The organism is Bradyrhizobium sp. USDA 4502 (genome assembly GCF_054063355.1).
This window is the reverse complement of the sequence record NZ_JBSSGF010000001.1, coordinates 6,343,367-6,367,701: the sequence shown is the minus strand read 5'-3', so window position 1 is coordinate 6,367,701 and position 24,335 is coordinate 6,343,367. Positions and strand designations below refer to the sequence as shown.

The following is a 24,335-nucleotide window of genomic DNA, read 5'->3' as shown; positions in this document are numbered from 1 at the left end:
ATAACCACAGGGCCCGGCCGTTGCCAGAAAGCCGTCGACCGGCCTGCTCCCAAATTACTGCCTCGGCGTATGGGTCCCGGCTTTCGCCGGGACGACGCGGAGCAAGTGTCGGCAGTGCCGGTCATCGTCGATGTTACCCCGCGACCTGCTTGATGCGGGCGATCAGTTCGTCGACGGCCTTGTCCACCGGCACCTTCTCGCTGACGACGCGGTTCATGGCCTTGGCCCAGACGTTCTCGTTGTTGAGGATGGTGAACTTCCAGTTCTTGGTAAAGTCGAACGGCGCAGTGCCGCCGGTGAACTGGGTCCAGACCGCCTTGCGATGCCGGTCGGCCTGCCAGAACGGGCTCGCCTGGCTGGCCTTGGTCACCGGGAACCAGCGGCCGAGCGCACCCTCGATATAGGGCCGCACGTTGTCTTCCTCGAGCAGGAAACTGATGAACTGCTTGGCCTCGGCCTTGTTCTTGGCATTGGCGAAGATCAGCCCGGTCTTGACGTCGGAGCGGTAGCGGATGGTCGATCCGTCCGGCGCCTTCGGGAAGGACGCCGTGATGATGTCCTGTTCATAGGCCTGCTTGCCGGCGGCGCGCTGCGCATCGGTCAGCGCCGGGTTGGTGGAATCCTCGAACCACTTCGCCGCGATCGAGATCGTGAAATTGTGGGTCATCACGATCGTCTTGTTGTGGAAGGCGACGTTGTTGTCCGGGTCCTTCCAGGTCGTCGAGGAGGGCGGCGTGCAGCCCTTGATGTAGGTGTCGGTGTAATCCTTCAGCGCGTGGATCAGGCCGTCGCGCACCTTGGGATCGTCGACCAGGAGCTTGCCGTCGTCGTCGACCAGCTTGATGTGGTAGGCGTCCATGAAGGTGTAGAACGACTGGAACGAGTCGGTGGATTCCACGCCCATCGGCTGGCCGACTGCATAGATGCGCTGGCCGGTGGCCTTGCGGATCGCGGGCTGCACCTTGTCGCACCAGAACGTCCAGTAACCGTTCCAGTCGTTCGGGATGTCACTCTGCTTGAAGCCGGCCTTCTCCAGCATGTCCTTCCAGATCTGGACGTGCATGCTCTGCTGCTTCAGCGGGAAGCCGTAATAGGACCGCTTCTTGGCGACATCGTCATAGAGCTTCGACGCTTCCAGCGTGTTCGGCGCAAACCGATCCTGGATCGGTGTCATGACGTCCGAGAGGTCCTCGAGCTTGCCCTCGTAGGCCCACTTGCCCTGGGCCTGCACGTCGTAGGTGTCGGAATAGGCGACGTCGGGCACGGTGCCGGAATCGAGCGCGGCGACCGTCTTCGGAATCATGTCCTGGATCGCGTATTGCGACAATTCGACCTTGATGCCGGTCTTGGCCTCGAATTTCTTGATCGTCTCGAGCAGCGCGTCGTCTTCGGATTTGTAAAATCCCTTGCCCCACCAGACGGTAATCGTTTTGCCCTGGGCCAGAGCGGGTGCAGTTGCGGCGAACAGGCCGACCGCGGCGACCGCAATTGATAGCGCACCGATAACCTTGGATCTCACGTTGTTCTCCCTCATGAGGCCGGCTTTTTAACCGGTTGGAGAAAACACTAGCGCATGCCCGTGACCCGATAAAGATGTCGCGCCGCCGACTTGTGTAGGGGTTTGCGGCGAGCGCGTGGATCGGTCCCGGTGCATCGATGCGCAAAGTGAATGGATTCAGTTCGACTTCGCATTCTCGGCCGACGCCGCCGGTGCGCCGCCGGGCGCGCCTGCCGCAGCATCGGGCGCCGCCGCGGGCCGTGCGGCTCCTCCGCCGGTGAAGCGCTCGATCACCGAGCGCACCGCGTCGCGGGTCTTGCGATCCTTCACCGCATCGAGCAGCGGGGCGGAGGCCGGCGAGCGGCGGATCAGGCTTTCCGGATCGGGGAAGATCAGCGGATCGTCCCACGGCCCCTGGATCACGAAGGGCAGATCGAAACCGTTGCCGCCGGCCGATGCCGAGGTCAGGCTGGCGACGCCCTTGAGATCGTATTCGCGCGACGGCACCGAGGCCGTGCCGGTCAGCGTGATCTTCGCGGTGGGGCTTTCGACATGAATGTCGTCAGCGGTCGCGACGCCGTCGGCGAATTTCACCGAGATGCTGAGATTGTCGTAGGGCGTCGAGCCGGAGCGGAAATTGCCGCCGCCGGACAGCGGCCGCTTCTCCAGCCGCTTCAACAGCTGCTCGACATTGAAGCCCGCGATCGCGCCGTCATGCCCGTTCAGCGTCGCGGTGCCGTCGAGCGACGACGCGAGCCCGAACGGGCTCGAGCCCGAGGCGGTCAGCGAGACGTTGAGGTTGCCGCGGCCGGACAGCTTGTTGATGCCGAACAATTCGCCGGCGCAGGCCTGCAGATCGACATCGGTGAACTGGAATTGCGCCCTGACGTCGGCGACCGCATCCGAGCGCGCGATCGCGAACGAGCCCTTGGCGATGCCGCCATACATCTGCGCCTCGCCGACGCTGAGCGCCAGCGCGCCGCCGCGCAGATTGGCGCCGAACGCGGTGCGGCCGAGCTTGGACGGGCCGACCGTCACCTTGGCCGCCGACAGGCGCATGTCGAGATCGGTCGACGACAGCGAGGACAGGTCGAACAGCTGCCTGTTCCAGTCGCGCTGGCCGCTGGCCAGCAGGCGGAACGTCGAGATGTAAGGCGTGAAATCGAGATTGCCGGCGGCAAGCGTCGCCTGCAGCGTCTGCCGGCCGTTATTGGCGTAGGTCATCACGCCCTCGGCGACGTTGCCGTCGAGCTCGACATTGACATTGGTGAGCGCGACCGAGCCGCCGACCACATTGGCGCGGGCCTTCAGCGCGAAGCGGCCGAAGCCGCCACCGCCGCCGGGCGGGGCCTGTCCCATCCAGCGCAACGCGTTGCGCAGCGACGGTGAGTCCATGGTGGCGACGCCTTCCATCATCAGGCTGGTGCGGTTGGCGACGGTTCCGTCGAAAGCAACTTTCAGCGGCGCGCTGGCGAGCCGTGCCTTCAGGCCGGAGCGGTCGCCCGACAGCAACGCGACGAAGTCGCTGGCGCTGATCGAGCCGTCGACGCGTTCGCCGCGCCAGTCGAACTGGCCGGTTGCGGCAAAGGAACGCGAGATCGAGGGCCAGGCCAGCGACAGGTCGATATCGCCGAGCTGCTCGGAGATGTTGTTGGTGCCGTCCTGGTAGTTCAGCTCGCCGTCCTGGATCCGGATTTCGGAGAACGACACCTGGTTCTCGGCGCCGGGCGTCATCGCCTTGGCGATGGTCTCGACGAACGGCGTCCAGTTGCTCTCGCCGGCGCCGTCGCGGACCACATGGATATGGGGACGGAGCATCATGACGTCGGCAATCTCGAACCGCCGCAGCAACAGCGGCAGCAGGCGCAGATTGGCGGTCAGCACGTCGACCTGCAGGGCGGGACCGATGGTATCGGCGCCCTTCAGCCCGACATTATGAAAGGAGACGTAGCTGCCCGGAAAAACCGAGACGTCGATCGGGCCGTTGACGACGAGTTCGAGCCCGGTCACGGCGCGGATCTGCGCCTCCACCGCGCGCTGCAGCGCGTCCCGGTTGAGGAACCACGACGTTCCGACCAGCCCGACCAGCGCCAGGCCGAAAAGCGCCGCGATCGGCATCCCCAGGCGCTTAATTCCTTGGGCCATCGTCAATGACATATCCGGGTCGGGTTGAATTTTGTCGGGTCGTCGTCGAACACAGCGGGCTCTCGCCGGAGGCCCCTGCCAACCCACGCAACTTGAAGGGTTTTCTTGTCGCTTTCAAGGCCATGTTGCTGCCGCGGGCCGCCGCCCGTCGCCGCACCGGGCCGTGATTGACGCATTGCGAAGATTTCGCCTAATAATCCGGTTTGCCACAGCCGTTCCGCGCCCTCCATCAGGTATTCGCTGCATGAACAAAGTTTATCCCGACGCCAAATCGGCACTCGATGGTCTCCTCAAGGACGGCATGATGATCATGTCGGGCGGCTTCGGCCTCTGCGGCATCGCCGAGACCCTGTCCGACGCGATCCGCGAGTCCGGCGTCAAGGGCCTCACCGTCGTCTCCAACAATGCCGGCGTCGACGGCATCGGCCTCAGCCGGCTGCTGGAGACCCGCCAGATCAAGAAGATGATCTCGTCCTATGTCGGCGAGAACAAGCTGTTCGCTCAGCAGTATCTCGCCGGCGAGCTCGAGCTCGAGTTCAACCCGCAGGGCACGCTGGCCGAGCGCATCCGCGCCGGCGGCGCCGGAATCCCGGCCTTCTACACCAAGACCGGCGTCGGCACGCTGATCGCCGAGGGCAAGGAAGTGAAGGAATTCGACGGCGAGAAGTACATCATGGAGCGCGGCCTGTTCGCCGACGTCGCCATCGTCCATGCCTGGAAGGGCGATACCGCCGGCAACCTGGTCTACCGCAAGACCGCGCGCAACTTTAACCCGATGATGGCCACCGCGGCGAAGGTCACCGTCGCCGAGGTCGAGCACCTGGTGCCGGCCGGCGAGATCGATCCGGACCACATCCACACCCCCGGCATCTTCGTCAAGCGCATCATCGAGGTCGGGACCGGCACGAAGCGGATCGAGTTCCGCAACACCCGACCGCGCCCCGCTGCCTAAAACCCATTTCTTCAGGAGAGCCTCATGGCCTGGACCCGTGAACAGATGGCCGCCCGCGCCGCCAAGGAGTTGCGCGACGGCTATTACGTCAATCTCGGCATCGGCATTCCGACGCTGGTTTCGAACTACATTCCCGACGGTATCGACGTCAGCCTGCAGAGCGAGAACGGCATGCTCGGCATGGGCCCGTTCCCCTATGAGGACGAGGTGGACGCCGACCTCATCAATGCCGGGAAGCAGACGGTGAGCGAGCTGCCCTCGACCAGCTATTTCTCGTCGGCCGATTCCTTCGGCATGGTGCGCGGCGGCCATATCGATCTGTCGATCCTCGGCGCCATGCAGGTGGCGCAGAACGGCGACCTCGCCAACTGGATGATCCCCGGCAAGATGGTGAAGGGCATGGGCGGCGCCATGGACCTCGTCGCCGGCGTCAAGCGCGTCGTGGTCGTGATGGAGCATTCCGCCAAGGACGGCCCGAAGCTGCTCAAGCAGTGCAACCTGCCGCTGACCGGCGAGCGCGTGGTCGACATGGTCGTCACGGATTTGGCGGTGTTCACCATCGACAAGCACGGCAAGGACGGCATGGCGCTGATCGAGCTCGCCGACGGCGTCACGCTCGACGAGGTCAAGGCCAAGACCGAGGCCGAATTCCGCGTCGCGCTGAAGAATACCTGAGATGATCGGCGCGGGACGATCCTCGATCCGTCCCGCACGATCCGACGACGCCGGCTTCATCGCCCGCACTGTTCTGGCCGCGCAGCGCGGCCAGTTGCCGCGCGGCTGGTTCGACATCGCGCTCGACCGGGGCGAGGCGGAATGCCTGGCGTTCATGACACGGCTCGCCGTGGCGCGGGTGCGGTCATGGTATCACGTCGCCCATTTCCTGATTGCTGAAGTCGATGGCGTGCCGGCTGCCGCGCTCTGCGCGATGCCGGCATCCGGAACCGTCGTCGCGGCACGTGCGGCGATCGAGGAAGTCGCAGCAGAGACCGGCATGGATGCCGATGCCATCGTCGCGCGCGGCGCCTATGCCCGCAACTGCTGGGTGCAAGGCGGCGAGGGCGACTGGCTGATCGAGCATGTCGCCCGACAAGCGTCCCATCGCAGCGGCGGCCTGGTGCAGGACTTGATCCGCCGCGCACTCGCCGACGGCAAGGCGGCCGGTTACACGCAGGCATCGATCTCGTTCCTGATCGGCAACGACGCGGCCGAACGCTGCTACGCCAGGGCCGGCTTCGCCTTCGCCGAAGAGAAGCGCGACGCCGCCTTCGAGGCGATGACCGGCGCGCCTGGCTTTCGCAGATTTGCGCGGGCGATGTGAGTGGGGCGCACGGCGACCGGCCCGCATATACATCTGTCGTCCCGGCCTAGTGCGCAATTGCGCACGGGGGCCGGGACCCATACGCCGCGGCGGATGTTGCAGGCGGGACTCGTCGTTGCAATCGCGCATGACAATTCGCATCGGTGGTTATGGGTCCCGGCCTTCGCCGGGACGACGGTGAGTGTGCGGCACGGTCCGTAAGTCAACGCCCGCATTCTCGCGACATGGTTTGTCCGAGTTGACAGGTTTTTGCCGAGTTGCCCGTCGGGCAGCCACACAGCGCGTCACATTCGGCGCCCGCCGCCCGCTTGTCCGGTCGTCCATGCAATGGCAGAATTGCACCATGTTGTGCAAAATCGGACACGGCCATGCCACTCATCCGGATCTGGGTCTATGACGGCATCCTCGCTTCGGGCGTGGCGGGGATTGTCGACGTGTTCACCGCCGCCAACTCGGTGACGGCACGGCGGCCGCGACGTCGCAACGGCATGCCGTCACAGCTGCGGTGGCGCGTCGAATCATTGAATGGCCGGCCGGTCCAGACGGCGTCAGGCCAGGTCATCGGCGTCGATGGGCCGATCGGCGCGCGGTCTTCGGCAGACGCGGTGGTGATCCCGGGACCGTTCGTCGGCGATATCGAACGTTTCTTCGCGCGGCTCGATACCGTCGAGCCGCTGCTCGCGGCGCTGCGGCGGCAGCATGAGCGCGGCACCCTGCTCGCGTCCTATTGCACCGGCAGCTTCATCCTCGCCGAGGCCGGCCTGCTCGACGGCAGGGTTGCGACCACCCATTGGGCGAAGGGGCGGACATTCGCGATGCGCTACCCGGCGGTGGATCTGCGCGTCGCCGAGATCCTCACCGAGCAGAACCGCATTGTCTGCTCCGGCGCGGTGACCACCTCGCTCAATCTCGCGCTTCGGCTGGTCGAGAAGTTCGCCGGTGCCGATGTCGCCGCCGAGACCGGCAAGCTGATGCTGATCGACAGCAATCGCATCTCGCAGGCCCCCTATGTCAGCCGCACGTCCGACACGCAGCACTCCGATGCGCTGGTGGCGCGGGCGCAGAGTATGATGGAGAAGTCGCTGCAGCAGGGCTTCAGCCTTGCCAGGCTGGCCCGCGACCTTTCGGTCAGCGAGCGGACGTTGAACCGCCGCTTCAAGCTGGCGGTCGGCGAGGCGCCCTTGCAATATCTGCAAGCGCTGCGGGTGGACGTGGCCAAGCGCCTGATCGAAACCACGCGGCTGAAGCTCGACGCGGTCAGCGCGCGCGTCGGCTACAACGATCTGTCGACCTTCCGTCGGCTGTTCAAGCGTGAAACCGGGCTCTCGCCCCGCGAATACCAGCGCCGGTTCGTGCGCAAGGCTCCCGCCGCCTGAGAAGGCCGTGTCCGAATTTGCCCTGAAAATGGCGATACTGCCACTGCTGCCGGGAGTGCGCCGCGCATAGACCTCCTGCTGTCAACAACAGGAGGTCGCCTCAATGCCGATGATCGACGTGACAATTCCCGAAGGAGCCCTGAAGCCGGAGGCGGAAGCGCGGCTCATCAAGGAGCTCGGCGATATCCTGATCGGCCACGAGGGGTTCGATCCGGCGAACAAGGTTGCGCAAGGCGTCACCGTTGTCTTCCTGCATCGGCCGGCCGCCGTTTATGTGGCGGGCCGGCCGTCGCCATCGCCACGATTTCGCATCGTCCCGACGGTCCCCGAGGGCCAGTACACCGAAGCCTCGCGCGCGGCCTTGGTGAAGGACGTGACCGATGCCGTGGTGCGCGCTGCCGGCGGTTCGTTCGACGATGTGGCGCCGCAGGTCTGGGTGTTTCCGACCGAGATCCCCGACGGCCAGTGGGGCAGCCGTGGCGTCATTCGTCCGCTGCCGGACATCCAGGCCTTCATCGCCGGCGAGCACGAGCGCAAGGTCGGCGAGGCGCGTCTGGCGCGACGGCGGCGCGTCAAGGCGCTGGAGTTGCTTGCGGGCGCGCTCGACGCTGCCCGCAAGGGCGTCGACTGACGCGGGCACAACCATGACATCCGACACGCATTTCAGGCTCGCGGCGGTCCAGGCCGCCGCGGTGCCATTCGATCGCGACGCCTCGCTGGAGAAGGCCTGCCGCCTGATCGGCGAGGCCGGCGCCATGGGCGCGACGATCGCCGCCTTCGGCGAGACCTGGCTGCCCGGCTATCCCTTCTTCTGTCACGCGCCGACCGGGCCGAACACGTTTCGCGCGATGGCCGAATATCTCGACAACGCGGTCGAGATTCCCTCGCCCACGACCGATCGGCTCTGCGCCGCCGCCGAGGCCGCGGGACTGGATGTCGTGATCGGCGTCGCCGAACGTGATGCAGTGACCAAGGGCACGGTCTACTGCACGCTGCTGTTCATCGGCCGCGAGGGACGGCTGCTCGGCCGCCATCGCAAGCTGAAGCCCACCTTCAACGAGCGCTCGGTGTGGGCCGATGGCGACGCGGCGGGCCTGCGCGTGCATGAGCGGCCCTATGGCCGGATCAGCGGCCTCAATTGCTGGGAGCACAACACGATGCTGCCCGGCTATGCGCTGGCCGCGCAGGGAACGCAGATCCACGTCGCGGCGTGGCCGGGGCGGGAGCCCGCGGTGGCGCCACCGTCGCCGACGCCGCTCTGGCCGCGGCAGTTGTTGCTGTCGCGAGCGTTCGCCTCGCAAGCCGGCTGCTACGTCATCGCGGTCGGCGGCATGCGCTCGCACGAAATCACGCCGGAACGTTACCGCGAACTATCGACGATCGAGTACAGCGGTGACAGCGTCATCATCGATCCGCGCGGCGAGGTCATCGCCGGTCCGGCGCAGGGCGAGACCATCCTGATCGCGGACGGCTCGCGGGAGGCCGTGCTCGCCGCCAAGGCACTGTGCGATATCGGCGGCCATTATTCGCGCCCCGACCTGCTGCGGCTGATCGTGGATCGCAATCCGCAGGAGCGGGTCATCGACTGCGGCTTCGCCGGGCGGGTCACGCCGGAGATGTGGGAGTGACGCGACGGCGCGGGTAGCCCGCGCCGTCAAGCTTGTCGCGAGAAAGGTCGCTCCGCCTCACGAAGCTTCCTGCGGAATTGCGGATGGTGATTCCTCGCCCTTGAGCTCCTCGAGGCTGCGGTGCCGCGGCTCGATGCCGAGCGCCCATACGGTGATGATCTGCACGACGAGCAGTCCGATCATCAGGGCCATCACGCCGGCGACGCCGCGCGCTTCGAACAGCATCACGACCAGGAATGGTGTCACGATGGTGGCACCTCGACCGAGTGTGTTGACGATGCCGGATGCCCGCAGCCGCACCTCGGTCGGGAACAGTTCGGGAATATAGATGCCGAACAACAGCGCGACCAAGACATAGATCGGCACGGTCAGCGCGAAGCCGACGGCCGGCAGCAGGAACGGATCCGAGATCATCGGATAGATGACGCCGAGGATGATCGAGATCAGCGATGCGCCGATGATCGTGGGCTTGCGGCCCCAGCGGTCGGCGGTCAGGGCGCCGATCGCCGAGCCGATCGGCGCGCCAAGCGCCATCAGCAGCGAGTAGCCGAACGAGGTCGCGACGGACAGGCCCTGCTTGATGAAGAACACCGGCAGCCAGGTCACGAAACCGTAGAGCAGCGTATTGATGGTAATCAGGCATACCGCGCCGACGATCATGCGGGAGAGCAGCGGCGCGGTGAACAGCGTGGCGAGATCGGGCGACACCGGTGCCGGTGTTGCAGCCGCGGGGGCCGGCAAGGGTTGGCCCTGGGAAGCTTCCTTCTCGATCGCCTGCATCAGCGCCTCGGCCTCGGTGGTGCGTCCCACCGCCTCCAGCCAGCGCGGCGACTCCGGCAGCGACTTGCGCAGGTACCAGACGATCAAGGCGCCGACGCCGCCCAGCACGAACATCGCGCGCCAGCCGAATTGCGGGACGACGACCGATGCGACCAGCAGCGCGATGGGCAGGCCGGTCACGACGCAGACGGCGGTGAAGCCGAGCCACTTGCCGCGGCTCCGGGCCGGCACGAACTCGGTCATGGTGGAATAGCCGACAACATTTTCGGCGCCGAGACCGACGCCCATCACGAAACGGCAGGCAATCAGAAAGGCCATGTTTGGCGCAAACGCCGCCGCCAGGGACGCGATGCCGAACAGCAGCAGATTGAACTGGTAGGTGAAACGCCGTCCGTAACGGTCGCCGAGGAAGCCGGTGCCGAAAGATCCGAGCATCATGCCGACGAAGGTTGCGGAGATGAACGCGGCGTTTTGGGCGAGCGTCGAGAATCCGGTTTTCAGCGTCACGCCGAGCACGGTGCCGGCGATATAGATGTCGAAGCCGTCGAAGAACATTCCGATCCCGATCAGGATCATGATCCGGCGATGGAATGGTCCGATCGGTAGCCGATCGAGGCGGCTCCCGGCATTGACCGATGTCGACATATGCGCTCTCCCCTTGACTGTTTCCTCGGTGATGCGGCCCGCCATCTGTGGGCGATTTGCCGCTTTGCTCGACTGCGGCTAGTTCAACCGGCGCTGGCTGGCCGTGTCGCGGTACCAATCGAACGGCTGTTCGTGGGTCGCGACCATCACGCTCTTGGTGTTGAAATGGTCGTCGAAGCTCTCAGTGCCGCATTCCCGGCCGATGCCGGAATCGTCAACGCCGCCCCAGGGCGAGGCCGGATCGAGCCGGTGGTGGTCGTTGATCCAGACGATCCCGGCCTTGACCGCGGCGGCCACGCGATGCGCGCGCGCGACGTCGCGGGTGCGAATGGCGGCGGCGAGGCCAAAGGGCGAATCGTTGGCGAGCCGGAGCGCGTCGGCCTCGTCCTTGAAGGGGGTCACCGAGGTGAAGGGGCCGAACACCTCCTCCTGGAAGATCCGCATGTCGGATTTGACGTCGGCGAACACGGTCGGTTCGACGAAAAAGCCGTTGTCGTGGCCCGCGACCTTTGCGGCCACGCCGCCGGTGAGCAGCCGCGCGCCGTCTTCATGACCGTAGCGCGCATAGCTGAGAACGCGGTCGCGCTGGCGCGCCGAGATCACCGGCCCAAGCTGCGTGTTCGGATCGAACGGATCGCCAATGCGGATGGTGCGGGTCTTGGCCTGCAGCTTTTCGACGAACTCGTCGTAGATCGAGGCCTGCACGATATGGCGCGACGCGCAAACGCAGGTTTGGCCGGCGCCGATGAAAGCGCCGAACGCGGCGTAGTTGACGGCGCGGTCGACGTCGAAATCGTCGAATATCATCACCGGCGTCTTGCCGCCGAGCTCCATGGTCTGGTGCGCGAACACCTTCGCCGCGGCGCTGCCCGCGATGCGGCCGGCTTCGGTCCCGCCGGTCAGCACAAGCTTGTTGATGTCGCCATGCTCGGCGAGCATCTTGCCGGCGCTCTGGCCGAGGCCAAGCACGATGTTGAAGACGCCGGGAGGCAGTCCGGCCTCGCTGAATATCTGGGCGAGCTTCAGTGTCGTCAGCGGCGTGTATTCCGATGGCTTGACCACGGTGACGCACCCGGTCGCCAGCACGACGGCAAGCGACTTGCACAGGATCATGAGCGGGTGATTGAAGGGCGTGCAGTTGGCGACGATTCCGATCGGCGTGCGCAGGGTGTAGTTCAGATACGCGCCTTCGACCGGGATGACGGAATCGCGGCGCGACAGCGCCAGTCCGGCGAAGTAGCGGAAGAAATCCGGCAGGCGCGACAGCTGCGCGCGGGTTTCGTTGACCGGACGGCCGTTGTTCAACGTCTCCAGCCGGTACAGCGTGTCGAGATTGGCCTCGAACGCGTCGGCGAGCCTGTTGACGAGCCGGGCGCGCGCCCTCGTGTCCATCCCGCCCCACGCCTTGCCTTCGAATGCAGCGCGAGCGCTCTTCATCGCACGGTCGATATCCGCGGCGGTCGAATTCGGAATCCGGGCGATGACGTCGCCGGTCGCGGGATTGCGGACGTCGAGCATCTCGCCGTCTCCGGCCTCGACCTCGCGTCCGTCGATGAAGTTGCCGTGGATCTCGACGTCGATCGTCGCGGGCTTCGACGGAATGTTCATGATGACCTCTCTTCGACGATGACGGCGTTGCGCTTGAGTGCCGGCAGCACGCGCTTCTCGGTCGCCGCGATGTGAGCCTTGATGATGCGGGCCGCGGTGCGCGCCTCGCGCTGCTGCATGGCGTCGATCAATGCGACATGCTCGGCCACGAGCTTCGCCGGGTCGTGGCCTTTCAGATTGGAGACGCTGACGCGCACCAGCCGATCGGCCTGGCCGATCAGGTCGCAGAGCGTGGTCGCCATGCGGCGGTTGCCCGACGCGTGCGCCAGCGCCGAGTGGAAGCCGCGATTGTAGGTGATGAAGTCCTCATGGCTGCCGGAGAAGCGACGGAATTCATCGAGTGATTTCAGGATGCTGTCGGGCGCGCTCTCGATTGCTTCGGCGACGCAGGCCGGCTCGAGCGCAAGGCGGAAGCGCAGCAGATCGCGGGCGTCGGACAGCGAGATCGGATTGACCCGGTAACCCTGGCGGGGCTGCACCGTCACGAGGTGCTCGCGCTCGAGCCGCAGCAGGGCGTCCCGGACCGGCTGGCGGCTGACGGCGTAACGCTCCGCCAGATCCTGCTCTCGTATTTCATCACCGGGAGCAAACTGGCACGATAAAATATCAGATCGCAGGTTTTCGTAGATATTCTCGCGGAGAAGGATCATTTTTATTGGGCCTCCTGCCCAGTAAAATGCAGTTCGTGAAATATCACGTCAAGCTGAAATCCTTGAAATCCGAGTGATTTGATTTATCAATCGTCCGCAGGGGCGCTTCGGAGCCCAAATGCGCGAATTTCGGGCGCGATTTGAAAGAGAGCCACGATGGACAGGCTTTTGGCCAACCGCACAGTCAACGCAGCGCAGTCGGGCGAGGGGCCGCCGCTGGTCCTGTTTCACTCGCTGCTGTCGGATCGCGCGAGCTTCGATGCGATCGTGCCGGAACTTGCCCGGTCGTTTCGGACCATCGTGCCGGAACTGCCGGGATTCGGTCGGTCGAGCGCGGTCGAGGGTGGCCTTGCCGCGATTGCCGACCGGATGGCGGACGCGGTGCATGATGCGGCTGATGGCACGCCGGCCATCGTGCTCGGCAATGGTTATGGCGGGTTCGTCGCGCTGCAGATGGCGATCCGCCACCCGACGATCGCGAGCCGGCTGATCCTCGCCGACAGCGGTGCGGCGTTCTCCGAGCCGGGCCGCGAGGTGTTTCGCAACATGGCCAGGGTTTCACGCGAGAAGGGGCTCGCCGCGATCACCGATATTGCAATGCGCCGGCTGTTCGCACAGGATTTCCAGGCACAGCATCCCGCGCTGATGCAGGATCGCCGCGACGCATTCCTGCGCACCGATCTCAACGTGTTCTGCGCGGCCTGTGACGCGCTGGCGAGCCTCGATCTTCGTGCCGAACTACGCAGCGTGACGGTACCGACACTCGTTGTGGTCGGCGAATATGACGAGGCGACGCCGCCGCCGATGTCATACGAATTGGCAGGCGGCCTGCCGAGAGCGAAGCTCAGGGTCATTCCGGGATGTGCGCATGTCCCGCAACTGCAATCGCCAAAACTGTTCCTCGATACGATCGGCGATTTCCTGGCGATCAAGCATAACGCGCCCGCCTGAGGCACGCGCAAACGGCTGGATCGCGCCGCGGGTCACGCGGCGGCGTGCCGACAATTTGGGCAGAACGCCCAGCTAATGCCGTTTGACGCGACAGCATCTCTGCCTAGTCTGACCGGAGACGGAGATGAAACATGCGAGCGATCCTTGATCACTGCACCGGCGGTCGCAGGCGCAGCCTGCCGGCGGGCACGGATTTCATCGAGGAGGGAGGCAAGACCGGTCATCTGTTCGTGCTGCTCGAGGGCAAGGTGGAAGTCGTCAAGGGCGACAGCCTGGTCGCCGTCATCGACGAGCCCGGCGCGGTGTTCGGCGAGATGAGTGTGCTGCTCGACCGGGCGCACAGCGCCAAGGTGCGCACGGCCACTGATTGCGTCCTGTACGAGTTCGACGATGCGGCGTCGTTCCTGCGCCAGCAGCCGGCGGTGGCGCTGCTGATCGCGCAGCTGCTGGCGCAACGGCTTCATGTCGCCACGACCTATCTTGCCGACCTGATGCACCAATATGCCGATCACGGCACCCACCTGGCGATGGTCGGCGAGGTGCTGCAGAGCATGATCAACCTGCCGCCGATGCAGGTCGCGCCAGGCTCGGATCGGCAATCCGATCCAAGGATATGAGCCAGTCCGGCGCCTCGCGCACGGGAGCCGCCGGCCGCGACAGCGGCGCCTTGAGATCGATCATCTGCGCGTCGCCGGCGGCGAGCCAGAACGCCTTGTCCTGCGCGAGATCGAGCACGATGTAGACCGGAGGCCGGCCGGGCTGCAGGCCGGTGTTGAACACCCAGCTCGCTCCGATCCGGTCGAACCACGAGCCCATCTGGATGAACGGCGACTGATGCACATGGCCCGAGATCACCAGCGCCGGATGGTGGCGCTCGATCCAGCCGAGCAGCTCGGCGTCGCCGAAAAAGCGCTTGCCGCCCCAGCTGGTCGGCGAATCCGCCGGCGGGGCGTGATGGACCCAGACCCAGCGGCGGTGCGGCATCGCGGCCGCCGCGCGAAGCTGATCGTCGATCCGCGCCTTGACCAGCGGGCCGTCCCACCACGGGCACACCGTGAACAGCGTGTCGCCGATGGCCAGATTGTCGCCGTCGCAGGCGACGCCGAACTCCCTGATGCCGGCGACCCAGCGCGCGATCTTCTCGCCCTCCGGGTTGCGCTCGTCGAGGTCGTGATTGCCTGAACAGAAGATCACCCGCGTGAGATCGGCGAGCCGCGACAGGTATTTCGTGACGACGACGATCTGGGCGCGGAAATCGACCGCCGAGCCGAGGTTGAGCGCATCGCCGGCGAAGATCACGAGATCGAATTGCGGTGCCGCCGCCAGCAGCCAGTCGAACTGCGGCAACGAGTAATGCAGATCGGCGACGACAAGACAGCGCATCGGTGAAATCCGAATGCCCGGAAAACGGGCGGGGCCGCACGGCAATGAATTCAAACAAGCCAAATCGCAGCAAGATCTATGCCGCGCCGCGCGGATCCGACGCGACAGATGTTCGCAGTGTCCTGGAATCGGCCGGATCGCCGCTCACGCCCTTGCTGCGGCGTGGGCGAAGGTCACCTCGATCAGCGTGCCGGTGCGGCCGCCGGTCCTGATGTGGAATTTGGCGCGATTGGCTTCGACCAGCGCCTTGGTCAGCGACAGGCTGACGCCGCCGGAGCCGGCCTGATCGGAAGGCGTCGGGGCGCGGAACGGCTCCAGCGCCGCGGCGACCTCGTTGTCGTTGAGGCTCTGCCCGGTGTCGCGCACGCGGAGCATCACCTCGCCGAAATCCGACAGCGCGGTCGAGACGATCACCTGGCCGCCGGCATTGGCGAGATGGATCGAGTTGCCGATCAGGTTCAGCGTGATCTGGCGCAGCGCGCGGGCGTCGGCGACCACAGGCGGCAGCGTGTGGGCGAGCGAGGTGCGGATGATGATGCGCTCGCGGTTGGCCTGCGGCTGCATCACAGCGACGCAGCTCTCCACCATCTCGTTGAGATTCTGGCTGGCGAAGGCGAGGTCGAGCTTGCCGGTCTCGATCCGCGACAGGTCGAGCAAATCGTTGACGATCGCGATCACCCGCTCGCCGGAAGCGCGGATGTCCTTCATGTATTCGACATAGCGCTCATTGCCGAGCGCGCCGAAGCGTTCGCCGATCATCACCTCGGCGAAGCCGATGATGGCGTTGAGCGGCGTGCGCAGCTCGTGGCTGATCCGCGCCAGCATGTCGGACTTGGCGTTGGCGGCGCGTTCGGCGAGCCGCCGCGCCTCGCGCAATTCGCCCTCGCTCTTCTTGGTCTGCGAGAGATCACGGAATACCGCGAAGAAGTTCGGTCCGTCGGCGCGGGTGCGGCCCATCGTCACCGACAGCGGGATGATGCCGCCCTGGCGGACGCGGCCGAGCGTCTCGCGGCCATGGTCGAGCAGGCTGGCGACGCCGGCCGATTTCAGGCTGGCGAGATAGTCGAAGATGCCGTGCTGGCTTTCCGGCGCGAACAGATCGGCGAGCTTGCGGGTGACGAACTCGTCGCCGTCATAGCCGAACAGCGCCTCGGCGCTGCGGTTGCAGGAATGGATGTTGCCGTCGGCATCGAACATGATGATGCCTTCGGCCGCGGTGTCGAGGATCGCGCCGAGCTCTTCGGCGTCGGCCTGGCCGGCTTGCGGCTCAGCCGGCGCAAGCAGCGGCTCGGCGGCCGCCGCAGGCTCCGGCTCGGACAGCGCGGCGGCGATCGCGGCATCCTCGTCCAGCGTGCGCGAGAAGATCAGCGCCAGCGCGGAATCGTCGTCCCAGGTGATGGTGTGCAGCCGCGCCTCGGCGGACACCGACTGCGCGCCGTCCTCGGTGCTCTGGTTCGCGGAGATCGTCACCGGCGTGCCGGTGCCCGACGTGCTGCTCGCCTGCGAGACGCCGGGCTCGACAAAGAGCGCGTCGAGGCCGCCGGCGGCTTCCAGCGCGTGCAGGCTGTCATGGCCCATGCGCGAGAGGAAGGCGTGGTTGGCATAGAGCAGGCGGTCGAGCCGGTAGATCAGGATGCCGACCGGCAACAGATCGAGCAGCGCGCGGTCGCGGCGGGAATCTGCGCGCGGCGCCGGCTCCGCCGCAGCCAGCCAGCTGGCCTTTGGTGTTTCCGCCGCCGTCTCCAGCTGCGCGACCGTCTCCTGCGGCGCCGCCTCTGCTTGCTGCGGCGGTTCGCTTGCGGGCGGCGCGTCGGCGACCGGCTCGGCCGGCACGCTGTCGTCCGTTGTCGCGGCGAGGCCGGCCTCGTTCTCGAGCCGCGCCGACAATTGGCGGGCGAGCTCGTTGAAGGCGTTGTTCTCGACCGGCGTCAGCGACGGCGGCCGGGTGTCGCTGGCGGGACGGAACGGCACCACATTCGGTGGCGGGTCGTGACGCACTTCGTGCGTTTCCTCGTGCGTTTCCACGGCGTGATCCGGATCGGCTCGGTGTGAAGTCTCTGCGGCTGTCGGCTCGGTCAATTCCTCGGGTGGTGGTGCTGCGGTCGTGTCGGGCGGCGGCTCCGCGTGCGGCGGAGGATTGTCCTGTGGCGCGGCGGGCCCGGGCGGCGCAACGGTGCGCGGCACCGGTGCGACATCGGCCGACAGCGATTGTGGCGCGACCGTGCCGCTGAAGAACTCATAGCGGCGCAATGCGGCGAGTCGCGCAAGCCCGTCGAGGTCGCGACACACACCAAAGCCGCGATAGCCGGCGAAATTCCTGGCACGATCGAACACCGGCAGGCCGGACAGTTCGACCGGCAGCCGGCCGCCGCCGTCGACCGGCCAGTGCTGCGTGATGCCGCTCCAGGTGTCATGGCTGGCGAACGCCTGCATCACGCGGCCTTCGGGATCGAGGCCAAAACTCTCGGCGATATCGCTCCACAGCCGGCCGAAGCCCGCCGCGGTGTGCAGGCCGATCAGGCGGGTGAATTCATCGGAGCCGAGCGAGAAGCGGGCCTCATGGTCCATCTGCCACATGAAGCGCAGCGGATGGCGCCGCACCGGCAACGGCTCGTCGAGCCAGGATGGTGGTGGCACCGGCGCCAATGTCGCGGGCTCCGGCTCGGCGGCAGGCGGCGGCGCGGGCGCATCCGCGATCGCATAAGGCGAGGGGGCGGGATCGGCCGGGGGCGCCGATATTTCCGGCGCGTGCGTGCGTGCCGTCTCTGCGAGATCAGGCACGGACTCTTCGGCGTGCGTCTCCGTGGGCACTTCGATCAGCGCTTCCGACAGCGGCTCCTCGACGGCGGGGCTTTCGTCAGGCGTGGTGCCGAGAGGCGCAGGCTCGGCGGGCGTCGGCTCTGAATGCGTGAGTTCTGCCGACGCAAGCGGCGAGGCAAGAGGCGTAGGCTCCTCGATCTGCGCGCCGTCCGGCACTTCGATCAGTGCTTCCGACAGAGGTTCCTCGGCGGCAGCTGTTTCGTCTTGCGTGGTGTCGAGAGCTGCGGTCTCTACGTGCGCCGCCTCTGCTGCCGCGGCAGATGGAGCAGCATTCTCAGGTTCGGATTTGGCCGCGCTGACGATCGGCTCGATCGTGACGCGCTCTTCCATCTGCGGATCCAGCGCGTCGAACAGTGTGAAGGCGATCGGTGCTGCGCAGGCCGTCGCGGGCGCTTCGTCATGCGCAACGGCTTGTTCGATAACTGCAGGTGCTGGCGGCGGCTCTACGGCCATGGCCTCTTGCTGCGCTGGCGCTGGGGGAGCCTGTGCTTCGCGCGCCGGCGTCTCCGGCTCAACTGGCTCGGGCACGATCGGCGCCGCCGGCTTTGCGGCGAGATGCGGCGCCGGCTTGATCAACGCGACCAGCGCGCGATCGGCGGCGCGGCCGATCCGCTGCAGCACGACGCGGCCGATCGCAACGCTCGCCGCCGCGCGGCCCTGCGCCAGCGCCTCACCGCGCGCGGCATCGAGACCAGCTTCGGTGAGGTCGTGCAGGCCGGGCAGCGTACGCGCCGCCTCATTGGTTGCGACCAAAAGTCCGTCGCTGGTGAAGGCGGCGGCCGGACGCGGCAAGCCCTGCAGCAGCCGCTGCAGGCGTTCCGCGAGCGGCATGCCGCGGCCGGTCGCATTGAGCGCCGTCATCAGGATGCCGTGGCTGCCGTCCGGCAGGTCGATCCGGGCGCAGCCGCAGGTCGCGAGCATGCCGGGCGCAGCGCCGAAGCCGCGCAGCCGCTCCAGCCGGACCGCGCCATTGGCGTTCAGGCTGTGGCCGAGCCGCGCGACCTGGCGGCGGTGCGGATCGGCCGGGCCGAAGCCGCGCTTCGCCAGCTCGGCGCCGTTGGCGGCACCGAATACCTGCGCGCCGACCGGATTGGCCCAGAGAATCCGCGCGCCGTCGGCCGCCCACAGCCATGCCGGCAGGGCGCCCGTCGCATGATCCGCCAGCCTGACATCGCCGAGCGCCTGGATCTGGAATTCCGCGTCACTCATCACGCAAGATTTGACCGCATGGGTTTGGCTTTCTTCCTTAAGCTCAGCCGAAGGCCCGGCAGCCGCAGGACGACAGCCTTAACAGAAGGTTAGTATCGCAACTGGGGGGCGGCAGGTCCATGTCCGCAGCGAAACTGCCCCCGCCAAAGCCGGGATAACGTTAACTCGGCTGAACGATCCACAGCCGTTTGGCGTTGTCGGGTTAAAGAGAGGTTGCTGCGAGCCGCGCGATGCGGAACCAGGCGGCGCCGCGTCACACCTGCGATTGCAGTGCCACGATATATATTCTGCCGTCTATCTTGCCCTGGGCCCGCAGGGCCAAGCGGCGGGCCGATCAGCAAGCGAGGGAGAGCGACCATGAGCGACAACGGGCGTGACCATTTCGAGATCCCCAAGTTCGAGATTCCCAAGGATATGCGGTCGATGGCGGAGGCGAGTTTTGAGCAGGCGCGCAAGGCGTTCGAGCAATTCGTGACCAACGCCAAGGACACCGCCGGCAAGATCGAGGAGCGCAACGCCACGGTGCGCGCCGGCGCCAAGGATCTTTCGACCAAGGCGCTGTCCTATGCCGAAAAGAACGTGCAGTCGTCGCTGGACTACGCCGAGGCGCTGCTCAAGGCCAAGGACCTCAGCGACGTCATGCGGCTGCACAGCGAATATGTGCAGGGCCAGATGCGCTCGCTCGGCGAGCAGGCCAGCGAGATGGGCCAGGCCGTCAGCCGGGCCGCGATGGACGCGGTCAAGCCGAAGAACTGACGAGGCGCATTGGCCGCGGCCGACCCTGGCGCATTCAGCCTCGGTCGGCCGCGGTAATCTTTTGTTCCGTCAGATAAAAAATGTGGCGTCGCACGCGATCTTACGTTGCGTTGCACAAAATTGACATGATATGGGTGTTTATTAGGCGCGCCCGACGAAGGGCACTCCCGTGAATCAAGGCAGCGTGATCCATTTCAGCGCTCCCGGCCTGATGGGCTCCGGGACGTCCGCAATGGTCACATCTACTCACCCGTTGCGAAGGATTACACGTATGACCAACCCGTCCGATCCGTTTTCCGCCTCGATCATTCCGTTTGAAGTTCCCGAGCAGATGCGCGCGTTCGCCGAGAAGGGCGTTCTGCAGGCCCGCGACAGCTACGCCAAGTTCAAGGACGCTGCCGAGACCCACAACTCGACGGTCGAGGCCGTGTTCACCTCGGTGAGCAAGGGCGCCAGCGAGTATTCGGCCAAGCTGATCGAGTTCTTCAAGGCCAACACCACCTCCTCGCTCGACTTCGCCCAGGAGCTGTTCAGCGTGAAGTCGCCGACCGAAGCGGTCGAGCTGTGGACGTCGCACGCCCGCAAGCAGTTCGAGACCTACACTGCGCAGGCCAAGGAACTGGCCGAGCTCGGCCAGAAGGTCGCCAGCGAGACCGCCGAGCCGATCAAGGCCAGCGCCTCGAAGTTCTACAAGCCGGCCGCCTGATCGCTGCCGTTTGGGAGACCAGCGAAAGGCCCGGGCCGAAGCGGTCCGGGCCTTTTTGCTGGCCAGGGCCCCGTCAAGCGGCCCGACATAACAGCGGAAATCGGCGCGTTACGGCCTTGCCAAAGCGCGGCGTTGCACCTAGTTTCCGCCCGAAATCGCCGCCCCGCTTGAGCGGGCCGCGCGTCAGGATGCAGTTGTAGCTCAGTTGGTTAGAGCGCCTGTCTGTGGAACAGGAGGTCGGTGGTTCGAGCCCACCCAACTGTACCACCAAAATCAACTACTTAGCGGTTCCCGGTTCGTACAATCGCAGTTTAGGTAGCGATTTAGGTATCGAGCGGAGCAAGCCCTATTTCAGTAGATTCCAGTTGTTGCGATAGGCTGCAAATTTCTGATGGTAGCCGTATCCGCGATTGTCCTCGCGCGGCTCGCCCGAGAAACGAAGAACCCGAAACGTTGTGTCTGCATTGCGTGGCCGTCCGTTACGGCCAGGCTGCGCCACGTAGTGCGCGTGGTTTCCGGTTAAATGTTCGTGGACGATCGGCGTGGGCACGATATAGAACTCCGCACCCGTGATGCCCTTGGTCAGATCGCAGACGACGACCATATCGTCCTTTGACTGCATGTCACCGAACAGAATTCCGGTCTTCTTTTTGGCGGTCCATACAGCGTTGCCATCCGAGGCAGTCTTAACGCGAAGCCGGGTAGAGCGCCCTGTGCCATTCCAATAGCAGGCGACGTCGTAGTTCGGGTTTCCGCGGTCGGCCCAGTAGGCTTCGAAATCCTGTAGGAGCAAGGCGGCCATCACGAGATGTTCGCCCGCATTTCCTTTGCTTGAACTCACTCGGCTCCTCCAAAGCTATGCGCCCAGCCTCCCCGCTCAAGCGTCTCAGTTGAATCTGGACAGGGCGTCCGTCGTCTTCTCCGCATCGGACTAAACTCGTCTGCCGCGCGTCGAGTGATTCTGTTTTTTGGCGCTCGCAAGTACTCGTTGTCGTTCGGCTTCGAAGGTCTTAAGGCATTTGTATGTAAACATCTCGGTTTCAGGCATGCCGAGAGAATGCGTCTCGCGCTCGCGCAGCTCTTCCTTATGGAGATAGTCGATGAGATGTTGAACGCGCTCCAATCGAATCTTCACGCGCTCAACGCGTTCACCTCTCGTGAAGAAGTTGTATTCCTCCTTCGCTGCCTCGACCAAATAGTTGCTGACGCCTTCATCGTAGATTCCGCAGTCAGTGCAGATCAGGTCCAGATAGCTGAAATGAAATGCGAGCTCGTTCAACGTATACATGCCATAGTTTGTAACCTTGATCTGATCCACGGCTTCCGAGTACGAATCCATACGATTGTTCGCCTCCACAAAACCGTGCTTTAGGAGCAGGTCCAGATTCTTGACGAAGTCCTCCGCCATGTTGAAGGTTTCTGCAAAATAGCTGAGCAACTCGGCCACGGACACGTAGGCCGCATTAGACGCGTCCATGCTTTTCGCAAGCTTTCGAAGAATCCTTAACGCAGTGAAGTGAGACCCGTAGCGGTTATTTCTGATCTGATAAATATTTGGAATGTCACTGAGGCCCTCGTCATAGAAATAACGAGTCGGGATCATCACGGGCTTAATCACCTGGTGTATTTGTAGGGTCCAACTCCCCTTAGCGACCATCTCCTCCACATTTGTGTAGCCAGATAGGAGAAAGCTTCTGAACAAATCCAAAGAAAGACGAATGTTCCCGTGCGCGCATGCGCTCAAGAAGCTGTTGAGAGGTGACCTTTCCATCGAAAAGTCTTTGATGAGGATTCCAAGATAGGTCTGACTGTCTTTTAGTAGCCTTTCGTCTACCTCCCCCATTAGATTGACGCGTTGTCGATCGTTCGCCAGCAGTCCAATCACATATTGCAATCGTTTCTTGAAGACGTCGGCTGGCTTAGGGGAGCTTATGTGGAATCCAGAATTCTGAAAGGCATCCAGTAGCCCATGAATTTTGGAGTTGTGAAAGCGCTCCTCGCGCATAGATATCAGGGTGATGCAGCCGAGCTTCTTGGAGATCTCTTGGGCTGAGGAAAAGCAGAAGTCCTGAAGTGCTGAAGGGAATTGGTCAGTATTGTCGACGACTACGATGATGCCCTTGTCCTTCTTTGTCCAGTAGTCGACTAATCGAACAGCGCAGTAGGCGAGGTCTTGCTTCCAATCCGAAATCAGATCGTTGAGTTTGAGATTGTAAGCTTCGGACGATGGTGAAAGACCGTACAGTTCTTGCCGCTTTGCAATTGTGAAGCGGTCTGAAAAGAGACCTTCCAAAATTATAGAACGGTCGGCGGTAAGCAGCTTTTCGACGTCTAGTTGATCAACGAGGGTGCCCCAAATGGTATTGTGCACCACCGTCTGATCTTGAGGTGTGTTAAGCAAATCCACGATGGCGATGACTGAGTGCTCTTGTAGCCACCGAGGAGGCTTATGATACAAGAGTCGCTTTATGAAAGTGGACTTGCCGGACCCGGTCCCACCAAACAGAACAAGAACCTCCCCCTTCTTTCCCTTCTTGAGATTCTTGGTGAGCCTGCCGCCTAGCTGTCCCCCTTTACCCGTGACCTCTAATTGCTGAATTCCATACTCTTGGAAATAGGGGGAAAGAGAGTCTTGAATGAGCGAGCGCATGTCGTCAGACGTACTCAGATAGTCACGTTGTTGTACGTAGCACCTGTCCATGAATTCGGCGTCATCGTCACCAATAACGCCGAAGTAGTAGTTGACGATTGGCCTGAGAGCAGCGGCCAAGCGATTTGCTGTGATGGTGTGCGAATACGAAGGGATCTTGTCTTTGGGATAATAGATGCCGCGATCCTTCGGCGGCGCGCTGGTCAGCAGCGTGGGAAGCGAGGATCGTTCGGTGATTGCCACATATGAAAAATGGTTTACGGCCTTAGTATACTCGCTGTCGAAGAAAGAGAGGCTCCGTACGACGAAGGCTTGCAGGCTTTCCCAACGTTTGTGCTTTTCAAATGTCTTGAAGAAGATCCACTCGTGCCCGTTTGTTACGCAAGCATATTCGCACCCGGTATCAAAACAATACGTGCGGACCTGACTGATTGCTGTTCGAATGTTGGAATCGGAGAGAAGCTTCCCTAAAGAAATAAAGGTTGAAGTCTCGCTTGCCTTGTTGGGAATCGGCAAGTCAAAGTAGACACCTTCCTTCTTCGCTTCAACGAAGAGTAGATCCTCGCCGTTTGCCTTCTTTAGGATGTAGTCCGCGAACCCTGGATGGACGTATTCTTCCAACGCTACCCGATTCTTTGGCCACGCAAGCAGAGTGAAAAGAACGAAGTCTATAATCTTGAAGCGAGTTTCCGCTTCATTCTTTTCACGTAGGCCGGCTTCTGAAACAATACTCCGCAGGTTTTCAATCAAATCGATGCCTTCGGTTGCGCCTTCGCCGCTCGTACTCATAGCTATCCCCGTTCAGTGTAGGGATCAGTTTATCCGATTCTCCGCATAGTTGCTTCGGAGGCCTTATGCGCGCGGTAGAGGTCAGCCAATACCTTTTGCCCTTGGCGGAAATTAGCGGGTCGGATACGGCTCACTTGGTTAACGTGTCGCCAACTAAAAAAGAGGCGAACGGAAAATTGCAAGCGGTCTATGAATGCATTGGTGTTCTGAACAGCGTCAGCGCGAACCCCGATAAGGCGCCCAGAGGCATCTGAGCTCTAACGCCGATTGATCTTGTAAATGCCCGCCGTCGTCCAATGCTGGGGACATGGAGAACGACGGCGGGCCTACCTGCCGCGCCGGGCGGAAACCGGCCTCAGGCTGACGGGGTTGTTTCAATGAAGGTCGGACACTCGCCGTCTTGTCCGCCCCCGACCGCCGCTGTCGATAAAACGGCCGGGCGACTCCTCCGCGCGGTGGACTCAATGC

19 protein-coding genes and 1 tRNA gene are annotated in these 24,335 nt (G+C 64.0%); 11 read left to right on the top strand and 9 right to left on the bottom strand.

Going from position 1 to position 24,335, the window contains the following annotated elements; all coding sequences use genetic code 11:
* Positions 1–133 precede the first annotated feature (133 nt).
* Complete coding sequence (locus ACVW1B_RS29760; RefSeq protein WP_456792970.1) at positions 134–1,519, bottom strand: ABC transporter substrate-binding protein; 1,386 nt, start codon at positions 1,517–1,519, stop codon at positions 134–136.
* 156 nt (positions 1,520–1,675) lie between these two features.
* Entirely contained in the window at positions 1,676–3,643 is a 1,968-nt protein-coding gene (locus tag ACVW1B_RS29755) for an AsmA family protein (protein ID WP_456822641.1), read from the bottom strand.
* Between the two features lie 244 nt (positions 3,644–3,887).
* Between ACVW1B_RS29755 and ACVW1B_RS29750 the strand changes: the two genes are divergently transcribed.
* The 6 genes from ACVW1B_RS29750 (at position 3,888) to ACVW1B_RS29725 (ending at position 8,920) form a co-directional block, all read left to right on the top strand.
* Positions 3,888–4,595, top strand: coding sequence for a CoA transferase subunit A (locus ACVW1B_RS29750; RefSeq protein ID WP_253606839.1), 708 nt, complete (start codon positions 3,888–3,890; stop codon positions 4,593–4,595).
* Positions 4,596–4,619: 24 nt separating this feature from the next.
* Positions 4,620–5,270 (top strand): 3-oxoacid CoA-transferase subunit B, encoded by a 651-nt coding sequence (locus ACVW1B_RS29745; RefSeq protein WP_018268725.1) that lies wholly within the window; start codon positions 4,620–4,622, stop codon positions 5,268–5,270.
* A 1-nt stretch (position 5,271) separates the two neighbouring features.
* Complete coding sequence (locus tag ACVW1B_RS29740; protein WP_253606841.1) at positions 5,272–5,916, top strand: N-acetyltransferase; 645 nt, start codon at positions 5,272–5,274, stop codon at positions 5,914–5,916.
* A 368-nt stretch (positions 5,917–6,284) separates the two neighbouring features.
* Entirely contained in the window at positions 6,285–7,292 is a 1,008-nt protein-coding gene (locus ACVW1B_RS29735; protein WP_253606843.1) for a GlxA family transcriptional regulator, read from the top strand.
* A 103-nt stretch (positions 7,293–7,395) separates the two neighbouring features.
* Positions 7,396–7,923 (top strand): tautomerase family protein, encoded by a 528-nt coding sequence (locus ACVW1B_RS29730; RefSeq protein WP_253606845.1) that lies wholly within the window; start codon positions 7,396–7,398, stop codon positions 7,921–7,923.
* Between the two features lie 13 nt (positions 7,924–7,936).
* A complete protein-coding gene (locus ACVW1B_RS29725) occupies positions 7,937–8,920 on the top strand; it encodes a carbon-nitrogen hydrolase family protein (RefSeq protein ID WP_253606846.1) in 984 nt (327 codons plus the stop codon).
* A 57-nt stretch (positions 8,921–8,977) separates the two neighbouring features.
* Here the strand turns inward: ACVW1B_RS29725 and ACVW1B_RS29720 are convergent, their stop codons facing one another.
* From ACVW1B_RS29720 to ACVW1B_RS29710, 3 genes are all read right to left on the bottom strand, one after another.
* The gene (locus tag ACVW1B_RS29720; RefSeq protein WP_253606847.1) at positions 8,978–10,345 is read right to left on the bottom strand and encodes an MFS transporter; all 1,368 of its coding nucleotides are present in this window, start codon (positions 10,343–10,345) and stop codon (positions 8,978–8,980) included.
* Positions 10,346–10,423: 78 nt separating this feature from the next.
* A complete protein-coding gene (locus ACVW1B_RS29715) occupies positions 10,424–11,953 on the bottom strand; it encodes an aldehyde dehydrogenase (RefSeq protein WP_229160527.1) in 1,530 nt (509 codons plus the stop codon).
* On the bottom strand, positions 11,950–12,603 hold the full coding sequence (locus tag ACVW1B_RS29710) for a GntR family transcriptional regulator (protein WP_080667160.1): 654 nt from the start codon (positions 12,601–12,603) through the stop codon (positions 11,950–11,952). The genes ACVW1B_RS29715 and ACVW1B_RS29710 overlap by 4 nt, the downstream gene beginning before the upstream one ends.
* A 156-nt stretch (positions 12,604–12,759) precedes the next feature.
* On the opposite strand from ACVW1B_RS29710, the gene ACVW1B_RS29705 reads away from it, so the two are divergent.
* Together ACVW1B_RS29705 and ACVW1B_RS29700 are read left to right on the top strand one after the other, a co-directional pair.
* Positions 12,760–13,554 carry an alpha/beta fold hydrolase gene (locus ACVW1B_RS29705; protein ID WP_456822640.1) on the top strand — a complete coding sequence of 265 codons (795 nt, stop codon included), beginning with the start codon at positions 12,760–12,762 and terminating at the stop codon, positions 13,552–13,554.
* A gap of 131 nt (positions 13,555–13,685) precedes the next feature.
* Positions 13,686–14,171, top strand: coding sequence for a Crp/Fnr family transcriptional regulator (locus ACVW1B_RS29700; protein ID WP_456822639.1), 486 nt, complete (start codon positions 13,686–13,688; stop codon positions 14,169–14,171).
* Here ACVW1B_RS29700 and ACVW1B_RS29695 read toward each other — a convergent pair.
* Entirely contained in the window at positions 14,110–14,937 is an 828-nt protein-coding gene (locus ACVW1B_RS29695; RefSeq protein WP_076829651.1) for a metallophosphoesterase family protein, read from the bottom strand. The genes ACVW1B_RS29700 and ACVW1B_RS29695 overlap by 62 nt on opposite strands.
* A 144-nt stretch (positions 14,938–15,081) precedes the next feature.
* Positions 15,082–18,966, bottom strand: coding sequence for a PAS domain-containing protein (locus ACVW1B_RS29690; RefSeq protein ID WP_456822638.1), 3,885 nt, complete (start codon positions 18,964–18,966; stop codon positions 15,082–15,084).
* Between the two features lie 357 nt (positions 18,967–19,323).
* On the opposite strand from ACVW1B_RS29690, the gene ACVW1B_RS29685 reads away from it, so the two are divergent.
* The 3 genes from ACVW1B_RS29685 to ACVW1B_RS29675 all read left to right on the top strand — a co-directional run bounded on the left by ACVW1B_RS29685 (position 19,324) and on the right by ACVW1B_RS29675 (position 20,695).
* Positions 19,324–19,722 (top strand): phasin family protein, encoded by a 399-nt coding sequence (locus ACVW1B_RS29685; RefSeq protein ID WP_253606851.1) that lies wholly within the window; start codon positions 19,324–19,326, stop codon positions 19,720–19,722.
* Positions 19,723–19,993: 271 nt separating this feature from the next.
* Entirely contained in the window at positions 19,994–20,428 is a 435-nt protein-coding gene (locus ACVW1B_RS29680; RefSeq protein ID WP_028336028.1) for a phasin, read from the top strand.
* A 190-nt stretch (positions 20,429–20,618) separates the two neighbouring features.
* A tRNA-His gene (locus ACVW1B_RS29675) sits at positions 20,619–20,695 on the top strand.
* A gap of 79 nt (positions 20,696–20,774) precedes the next feature.
* Here ACVW1B_RS29675 and ACVW1B_RS29670 read toward each other — a convergent pair.
* Both ACVW1B_RS29670 and ACVW1B_RS29665 read right to left on the bottom strand, forming a co-directional pair.
* Positions 20,775–21,269 (bottom strand): hypothetical protein, encoded by a 495-nt coding sequence (locus ACVW1B_RS29670; protein WP_456822637.1) that lies wholly within the window; start codon positions 21,267–21,269, stop codon positions 20,775–20,777.
* Positions 21,270–21,359: 90 nt separating this feature from the next.
* Positions 21,360–23,867 carry a hypothetical protein gene (locus tag ACVW1B_RS29665; protein WP_456822636.1) on the bottom strand — a complete coding sequence of 836 codons (2,508 nt, stop codon included), beginning with the start codon at positions 23,865–23,867 and terminating at the stop codon, positions 21,360–21,362.
* Positions 23,868–24,335 lie beyond the last annotated feature (468 nt).

Coding starts and splice junctions, on each gene's coding strand:
- ACVW1B_RS29755 (WP_456822641.1), bottom strand. CDS start 3,643: ATGGCCCAAGGAATTAAGCGCCTGGGGATGCCGATCGCGGCGCTTTTC.
- ACVW1B_RS29750 (WP_253606839.1), top strand. CDS start 3,888: ATGAACAAAGTTTATCCCGACGCCAAATCGGCACTCGATGGTCTCCTC.
- ACVW1B_RS29745 (WP_018268725.1), top strand. CDS start 4,620: ATGGCCTGGACCCGTGAACAGATGGCCGCCCGCGCCGCCAAGGAGTTG.
- ACVW1B_RS29740 (WP_253606841.1), top strand. CDS start 5,272: ATGATCGGCGCGGGACGATCCTCGATCCGTCCCGCACGATCCGACGAC.
- ACVW1B_RS29735 (WP_253606843.1), top strand. CDS start 6,285: ATGCCACTCATCCGGATCTGGGTCTATGACGGCATCCTCGCTTCGGGC.
- ACVW1B_RS29730 (WP_253606845.1), top strand. CDS start 7,396: ATGCCGATGATCGACGTGACAATTCCCGAAGGAGCCCTGAAGCCGGAG.
- ACVW1B_RS29725 (WP_253606846.1), top strand. CDS start 7,937: ATGACATCCGACACGCATTTCAGGCTCGCGGCGGTCCAGGCCGCCGCG.
- ACVW1B_RS29720 (WP_253606847.1), bottom strand. CDS start 10,345: ATGTCGACATCGGTCAATGCCGGGAGCCGCCTCGATCGGCTACCGATC.
- ACVW1B_RS29715 (WP_229160527.1), bottom strand. CDS start 11,953: ATGAACATTCCGTCGAAGCCCGCGACGATCGACGTCGAGATCCACGGC.
- ACVW1B_RS29710 (WP_080667160.1), bottom strand. CDS start 12,603: ATGATCCTTCTCCGCGAGAATATCTACGAAAACCTGCGATCTGATATT.
- ACVW1B_RS29705 (WP_456822640.1), top strand. CDS start 12,760: ATGGACAGGCTTTTGGCCAACCGCACAGTCAACGCAGCGCAGTCGGGC.
- ACVW1B_RS29700 (WP_456822639.1), top strand. CDS start 13,686: ATGCGAGCGATCCTTGATCACTGCACCGGCGGTCGCAGGCGCAGCCTG.
- ACVW1B_RS29695 (WP_076829651.1), bottom strand. CDS start 14,937: ATGCGCTGTCTTGTCGTCGCCGATCTGCATTACTCGTTGCCGCAGTTC.
- ACVW1B_RS29690 (WP_456822638.1), bottom strand. CDS start 18,966: ATGAGTGACGCGGAATTCCAGATCCAGGCGCTCGGCGATGTCAGGCTG.
- ACVW1B_RS29685 (WP_253606851.1), top strand. CDS start 19,324: ATGAGCGACAACGGGCGTGACCATTTCGAGATCCCCAAGTTCGAGATT.
- ACVW1B_RS29680 (WP_028336028.1), top strand. CDS start 19,994: ATGACCAACCCGTCCGATCCGTTTTCCGCCTCGATCATTCCGTTTGAA.
- ACVW1B_RS29665 (WP_456822636.1), bottom strand. CDS start 23,867: ATGAGTACGAGCGGCGAAGGCGCAACCGAAGGCATCGATTTGATTGAA.